Here is a 6,033-nt window from a genome sequence, read left to right on the forward strand (position 1 = left end):
CTCGGAGCATGGGCAGGACGCGCGCACGAGACACCGAGCATCCGCAGGCCCGCCTCGACCACGGAGGCCTCGCCCGCATCGTGCCCTCGGAGTTCACGAGCGGGTTCGAGTTGATCGTCGACGACACCCCGCAGTCGCACGTCGATCTCGACGACCCGACGCATCTGCACTTCGAGTACATCGTGCGCATGGGCGCCGTGATCGACCAGCTGCCCCCTGGCACGCTGACGGCCGTGCACCTCGGTGCGGGCGCCATGACGATCCCTCGCTACGTCGAGGCCACGCGGCCCGGATCCCGTCAGCAGGTCATCGAGCTCGAGGGTCCGCTCGCGGCACTCGTGCGCGAGCACCTGCCGCTGCCCCGGGGCGCGGCGATCCGCATGCGCATCGGCGATGCGAGGGCAGGGGTGCAGAAGCTGCCACCGGCGCTCACCGGCGCCTGCGACCTCGTCGTCTCCGACGTCTACTCGGGAGCGCAGACTCCCGCGCACCTCACGAGCGTCGAGTTCTACCGGGAGCTGCGCGAGCTGCTGGCGCCATCCGGCGTGCTGCTCGTGAACGTGGCCGACGGACCGGGCCTCGCTTTCGCCCGACGCCAGGCCGCGACCGTCGCGGAGGTGCTCCCAGAGATCGGCATCCTCGCCGACACCCAGGTGCTCAAGGGCCGCCGCTTCGGCAACCTCGTGATCGCGGCATCCGCCACCCCGCTGCCCACAGAGTGGCTGCCGAGGATGCTCGCGGCGGGCCCGCATCCCGCGAAGATCGCCCAGGGTGCGGAGGTCGCCTCGTTCATCCAGGGTGCGCGAGTGGTGACGGACGCGGATGCCGTGGCATCCCCTCGCCCCGACGCCTCCCTCTTCCTGCGCTGACCCGCCGCCTTTCGCTCTCGCGGCGCTCTGCCGGGCTGAGGGGCCAAGAAGCGTCTCCACACGAGCCCCGCACCCAACAAATCATGACCCCTCACGCACCGCGCGCAGCGCAATGGGGGTCAAGAAGCATCTCGCCCCTCCCACCGTGGCCCTCTCGCCCCGTCCTGCCCTCGCATACGTGAGGGGTCAAACTGTGTCTCCTCGGGGGCCCTTCATTCAACGATCTTCGGCTCCTCGACCTGCGCGGCGCACTCCCTGCGGGATCGGATGCCGAGGAGCGGGGCGCGCCGCCCCCGCGACCGCGGCGAGGCGATGCAGACTGGAACGCGGGACGCTGCGGAAGGAGAGCAATGAGTTTCATCCGGGGATACGACCAGGACACCCTCCGCGAGCTGGTCGATCTCGATGAGTGCGAGACGAGGCTCGCCGAGATCGAGTATCAGCGCAGCCTTCCGGCTCTGCTGGAGCGCGTGTGGCTGCTGAAGGTGCTCGGACGCCTCGACGATGCGCTCGCGCTGGCGGACGAAGCCGTGCGCCAGGCCCGCATGGCCGGCACCCGCAAGGACGTTCTGCGCGCCCGCGTGCTGCACGCGACCGTCCTGCAGTTCCGCGGCGCCCACGCGGCGGCCGAACAGGAGCTCGCCACCTGCGCCGACGAGGCCGAAGGACAGCGGTGGCTGTCGATCGCCGCCTTCGCCCACCAGCACCACGGCAAGAACGCGTACGAGGCCGAGGACTACGAGACCGCGCGCGAGAGCTTCAAGAGGTCGCTCTTCCTGCGCCGCGAGGCCGGCGCCGAGGACCGCGAGCTGGAGACGGCCCTGCTCGCCATCGACGCGGCGGAGCGTCGTCGCTCGACGCAGCTCGTCGCGGGCTGAATCCGCCCGTTCACCCTGACGCGGTGCGTCGAGCCGACCTCAATGTCCCCGGCATGGCTTAGCCTGGGCGCATGGCGGAACTCGACCGTGTGCGCGTCTGGGGCGAAGCACTGATCACGCTGCATCTCGATGACAGCTGGTCGTTCGGCTTCGACAATGCGAAGCGCCGTGCAGGACAGTGCGATTACACGAACAAGCGGATCACCGTGTCGCGCTATCTCGCCGCGCGATTCGACGACGATGAGATCCATCAGGTGCTGCTGCACGAGGTGGCCCACGCGCTCGCCGGACACCGAGCGGCGCACGGCCCGACGTGGAAGCGCGTCGCGCGCGATCTGGGCTACGTCGGCGGCACCACGCATCACGGCGAGACGGCGGTGGAACTCGCCCCCTGGGTCGGCACCTGCCCCGCAGGGCACGTGACCTATCGACACCGCCGTCCGACGCGTGCGACCTCGTGCGCCCGCTGCTCGCGATCCTTCGACGCCCGGCATCAGTTCACCTGGACGCGACGCGAGATCACCGCCGACGTGCGGCTGGCGGCACAGTCCGCACGCTGACCGAAGACGGCAGCGGGCTCAGACCGACGTCGGCTCCTCTGGAGCATCGGATGCCGCGGCATCCGTCGTGCTCTCCTGTACGCCCCGCCTGCGACGCAGCAGCGCGGCGAGCGCCCGCCATCCGACCAGGAAGACACCGAGCACGATCGTGGCGACGATGATGAACGGCACCTGCGCCGTCTCGCCCGAGACCACGCGCAGCAGCATCCCGCCGGCCACGGTCACCACCCAGACGACGGCGCCCCACAGGATCGACCACGGCTTGCGCGGTCCGCTGCCCATCAGGGCGGCGAGGGCGTGCCCGACGACGAGGGCGACGAGGAACGGCCAGGCCGTGAGGAGGAAGCCGATCGGACTCTCGCCGTGGGACGCACGTCCGATCACGGCGAAGATCAGAACCAGCACGGCGTCGACGAGGAAGGCGGGGAGATACCTCATGCCACGACCCTACGTCCGCGGCGGCGGATTCCTCGCCGGACGCACGGCCTGTTGAGGACTGCGACGGATGGTCGCGCCATGCGCCGGCCACCGTACGTCGCGGCGGGGCGGATGCCGCGGCCTACTCGAACCGGACGAACAGGCCCTCGTGCAGCACGGGGACGACATCGCTCGAGTCCAGGGCCGCCGCCTCGGCGACGGAGGCGGGACGGATGCCCGACTCCGCCATCCGTGCGGTGGAGGCCACGCCGATCTCCAGCTCTCGGGCAGAGCCGCTGGCGCTGAGCAGGTGGCCCAGGGCCCGCCGCAGGGCGCGGAAACCCTCGGCGGCGACGGCCGCATCCGGCGCGGTGTGATCGATGCCGAGGTCGGTGAGCGCGGCGATCACCGCCCCCGCCCCGAGCTGATCCTCCACCGCGAACCGCAGCGACCCGTCGTCCGCCTTCTCGCCCGCCGCGATCACGGCGACCGAGGTGCGCGCCTGACGCCGCTCCTGCACGGTCTGCACGGCTCTCGCCACCGCCGAGGCGTTGCGCAGCCCGCCCACCAGGACGAGAGCGTCGCCCGCCGATGCGGCCACGGCGGCGCCGTTGCTCGACCATTCGACGGCGTCTGCGAGCGCGACGACGGTCCCCGATGCCACGGCATCCGGGAGCGTCGAGGAGAACCGCAGCACGTCGACCACCACGACGATGTCGGCCGGCGCCAGGCGGGCGAGCCCGGCGACACCCCACTCGTGGCGGACCTGATAGGTGGACTGATCGAACGGCGAAGCCATCCATCCAGCCTATGCGTCCAGAAGAGCGGCCCGCCGCCCAGGAAGTCAGTCCGCAGCCACCGGGTGCACGAAACGGTCGCCTCCGCACCGCAGAGGCGACCGTCTCCCTCACCGGGAGCCCGCACGCGAGATCGGCTCCCGCATCGGGCCCGGGTCGTTCAGTCGGCGGCCAGCGCCTCGACCGGAGCGACGCGCGTCGCGAGACGCGTGGGGGTGGCCGCCGCGACGAGCGTCAGCACCGCGGTCGCGGCGACGATGATCACGATCGGCAGCCACGGGACGTGCGGAGGCACGAGACCCGCCGGCACGAAGTCGGGCAGCGTGGGGACCGACCCCAGCAGCGACTGCGCGGCGATCCAGCCGTACACGACACCCAGCACGAGTCCGGTCAGCGTCGCCGCGACCGTGATGTGCGTCGCCTCCAGCAGCACCATGCGGCGCACCTGGCCGTTGGACAGCCCGATCGAACGGAGCAGCCCGAGCTCCCGACGGCGCTGCACCACGCCGATCGTGAGCAGGTTCACGAGTCCGACGGCGGCGATCACTGCGGAGACCGCGACGAGCACCATCATGACCGAGGCGAAGGCGTCGAAGGGCGCGAAGAACTCCGCGGGCACCTCGCCCTCCACCTGGTTGATCATCATCTGCTTCACCGACTCGAGCGCGACGGCGAACATCGTGACGAGCGTGACGCCCATCACGACGCCGATGGCCATGCGCGAGGAGCGCTCCGGGTACCGGAGGGCGTTCTCGGCGGCGAGGCGCGCCGTCGCACTGCGCCCGAAGAGACGGCCGACGAGGCGGAGCACCGGAGGCATGAAGAGCACGGAGCCCAGGGCGAGCCCGGTGAACGACAGCAGACCGCCGAAGAACGCGACGACGACGCCGAGCGGGCTCGCGAGCCCGACCAGCACGCCGCCGGCGAGGAGGGCCGCGCCGGCGGCCAGAAGCACCCACGCGCCGATGTGACGGCCGGGGCGAGAGACCTCGTCGTGCGTGCGCTCGACGGAGCCGCCGATCGCCTGCAGCGGGGTCACCGCGAGCACACGGCGGGATCCCGCCCACGCCGCAGCCCAGGTCGTGAGCGCGACGCCGACTGCGGGCAGCACGATGAACGGCTGCGCGAGCGAGAAGCCGACGGGAGGGTTGGCAAGCAGCCCAGACGCGATCTGCACGCCGGCGACAGAGGCGAGCAGCCCGGCGAGCAGTCCGAGCACGGCGCCGATGATGCCGACGATCAGCCCCTGACGCCCCACCTCACCGCGCTGCGAGCGCGCCGTGGCCCCGATCAGGCGCATGAGGGCGATCTGCCTGGTGCGCCCCGCGATGATCGTGGAGAACGTGTTGGCGGTGACGATCGCGGCGACGTACATCGCGACGCCCGTCAGCAGCACCGACAGGATACCGACGACGATCGCGAGCGTCTCGCTGTCTCCGATGAAGGGGTCGGCCTGCAGCACCGCGCCGATGAACACCGTCGTCTCCACCAGGAGCACGCCGAACGCGGCCGACAGCGTCGCCACGAGGATGCTGGCGCCCATACCCCTGTCACGGAGCCAGGCCAGCCGAGGACCGGTCGCCGATGTCTGAGGAACGACCGTCGCGACCGCGCTCACGCCGCCACCTCGGCGGCGAGCATGTACGCCGAGATCTCCTCGGCGGTCTGCCGCGGGTGATCGGCGACGATGCGGCCGTCGCCGAGGAAGAGCACACGGTCGGCATGGCTCGCGGCGATCGCGTCGTGCGTGACCATCGCGATGGACTGGCCGTGCTCGCGACTGGCGGTGGCGAGCAGCTGGAGCACCTCACGACCGGTCTTGGAGTCGAGGTTGCCCGTCGGCTCGTCGGCGAAGACGAGGTCGGGGGCCGTGGCGAGGGCGCGGGCGATCGCGACGCGCTGCTGCTGGCCGCCCGAGAGCTGGTGCGGGCGGTGATCCAGGCGCGCGCCGAGTCCGAGGGTCTCGATGAGGCCGTCGATGCGGGCTTTCTCGATCGCGCTCGGACGACGCCCGTCGAGCTCGAAGGGCAGCATGATGTTGCCGAGCGCCGTGAGCGTGGGCACGAGGTTGAACGCCTGGAAGATGAAGCCGACACGACGTCGGCGCAGGATCGTGAGGTCGAGGTCTCCGAGTCCGGTGATCTCGGTGTCTCCGATCCAGGCACGCCCCTCGGTGGGGGTGTCGAGTCCGGCCATGATGTGCATGAGCGTGGATTTGCCGGAGCCCGATGGGCCCATGATCGCGGTGAACTGACCGCGACGGATGCCGACGCTCACGTCATCGAGGGCGCGCACGGTGCCCTCGCCGGCGCCGTAGGTCTTCTTCAGGTGCTGGACGCGGGCGGCGAGCCCCAGGTCTGTGGTCGTGATCTCCATGCCTTCGACGCTATTTCGGCGACGTCAGCGGGCGCGTCGCCCGTGCGGCGCATCCGCGTACATCTGGAGGATGACTTCGCCGTCACCTCACAGGCGTCCGTGGCCTTCACTCCACACAAGCGCCTGTGCCCTTCCC

The 6,033-nt window shown here is 71.0% G+C and carries 7 protein-coding genes; 3 read left to right on the top strand and 4 right to left on the bottom strand.

The features are described from left to right. The first annotated feature begins 8 nt into the window (after positions 1–8). The 3 genes from ACFVRO_RS17020 (at position 9) to ACFVRO_RS17030 (ending at position 2,307) form a co-directional block, all read left to right on the top strand. Positions 9–869 (top strand): spermidine synthase, encoded by an 861-nt coding sequence (locus ACFVRO_RS17020; RefSeq protein ID WP_386954426.1) that lies wholly within the window; start codon positions 9–11, stop codon positions 867–869. A gap of 350 nt (positions 870–1,219) precedes the next feature. Then, a complete protein-coding gene (locus ACFVRO_RS17025) occupies positions 1,220–1,747 on the top strand; it encodes a hypothetical protein (RefSeq protein WP_105676056.1) in 528 nt (175 codons plus the stop codon). A gap of 71 nt (positions 1,748–1,818) precedes the next feature. Next, on the top strand, positions 1,819–2,307 hold the full coding sequence (locus ACFVRO_RS17030; protein ID WP_105676054.1) for a SprT-like domain-containing protein: 489 nt from the start codon (positions 1,819–1,821) through the stop codon (positions 2,305–2,307). An 18-nt stretch (positions 2,308–2,325) separates the two neighbouring features. Here the strand turns inward: ACFVRO_RS17030 and ACFVRO_RS17035 are convergent, their stop codons facing one another. The 4 genes from ACFVRO_RS17035 to ACFVRO_RS17050 all read right to left on the bottom strand — a co-directional run bounded on the left by ACFVRO_RS17035 (position 2,326) and on the right by ACFVRO_RS17050 (position 5,897). Further along, the gene (locus tag ACFVRO_RS17035; RefSeq protein ID WP_386954428.1) at positions 2,326–2,745 is read right to left on the bottom strand and encodes a DUF3054 domain-containing protein; all 420 of its coding nucleotides are present in this window, start codon (positions 2,743–2,745) and stop codon (positions 2,326–2,328) included. Between the two features lie 121 nt (positions 2,746–2,866). Further along, positions 2,867–3,523, bottom strand: a complete 657-nt coding sequence (locus ACFVRO_RS17040) for a 2-phosphosulfolactate phosphatase (protein WP_386954431.1) — start codon at positions 3,521–3,523, stop codon at positions 2,867–2,869. Between the two features lie 158 nt (positions 3,524–3,681). Then, positions 3,682–5,139 (bottom strand): FtsX-like permease family protein, encoded by a 1,458-nt coding sequence (locus ACFVRO_RS17045; RefSeq protein WP_386954434.1) that lies wholly within the window; start codon positions 5,137–5,139, stop codon positions 3,682–3,684. Further along, on the bottom strand, positions 5,136–5,897 hold the full coding sequence (locus ACFVRO_RS17050) for an ABC transporter ATP-binding protein (protein WP_341940098.1): 762 nt from the start codon (positions 5,895–5,897) through the stop codon (positions 5,136–5,138). The genes ACFVRO_RS17045 and ACFVRO_RS17050 overlap by 4 nt, the downstream gene beginning before the upstream one ends. Positions 5,898–6,033 lie beyond the last annotated feature (136 nt).

It is taken from the genome of Microbacterium sp. NPDC057944 (assembly GCF_042887445.1).
Taxonomy (GTDB): domain Bacteria; phylum Actinomycetota; class Actinomycetes; order Actinomycetales; family Microbacteriaceae; genus Microbacterium; species Microbacterium natoriense.

What these genes read in the sequence shown, in the direction of transcription:
- ACFVRO_RS17020 (WP_386954426.1), top strand. Translation starts at nt 9, where the DNA reads ATGGGCAGGACGCGCGCACGAGACACCGAGCATCCGCAGGCCCGCCTC.
- ACFVRO_RS17025 (WP_105676056.1), top strand. Translation starts at nt 1,220, where the DNA reads ATGAGTTTCATCCGGGGATACGACCAGGACACCCTCCGCGAGCTGGTC.
- ACFVRO_RS17030 (WP_105676054.1), top strand. Translation starts at nt 1,819, where the DNA reads ATGGCGGAACTCGACCGTGTGCGCGTCTGGGGCGAAGCACTGATCACG.
- ACFVRO_RS17035 (WP_386954428.1), bottom strand. Translation starts at nt 2,745, where the DNA reads ATGAGGTATCTCCCCGCCTTCCTCGTCGACGCCGTGCTGGTTCTGATC.
- ACFVRO_RS17040 (WP_386954431.1), bottom strand. Translation starts at nt 3,523, where the DNA reads ATGGCTTCGCCGTTCGATCAGTCCACCTATCAGGTCCGCCACGAGTGG.
- ACFVRO_RS17050 (WP_341940098.1), bottom strand. Translation starts at nt 5,897, where the DNA reads ATGGAGATCACGACCACAGACCTGGGGCTCGCCGCCCGCGTCCAGCAC.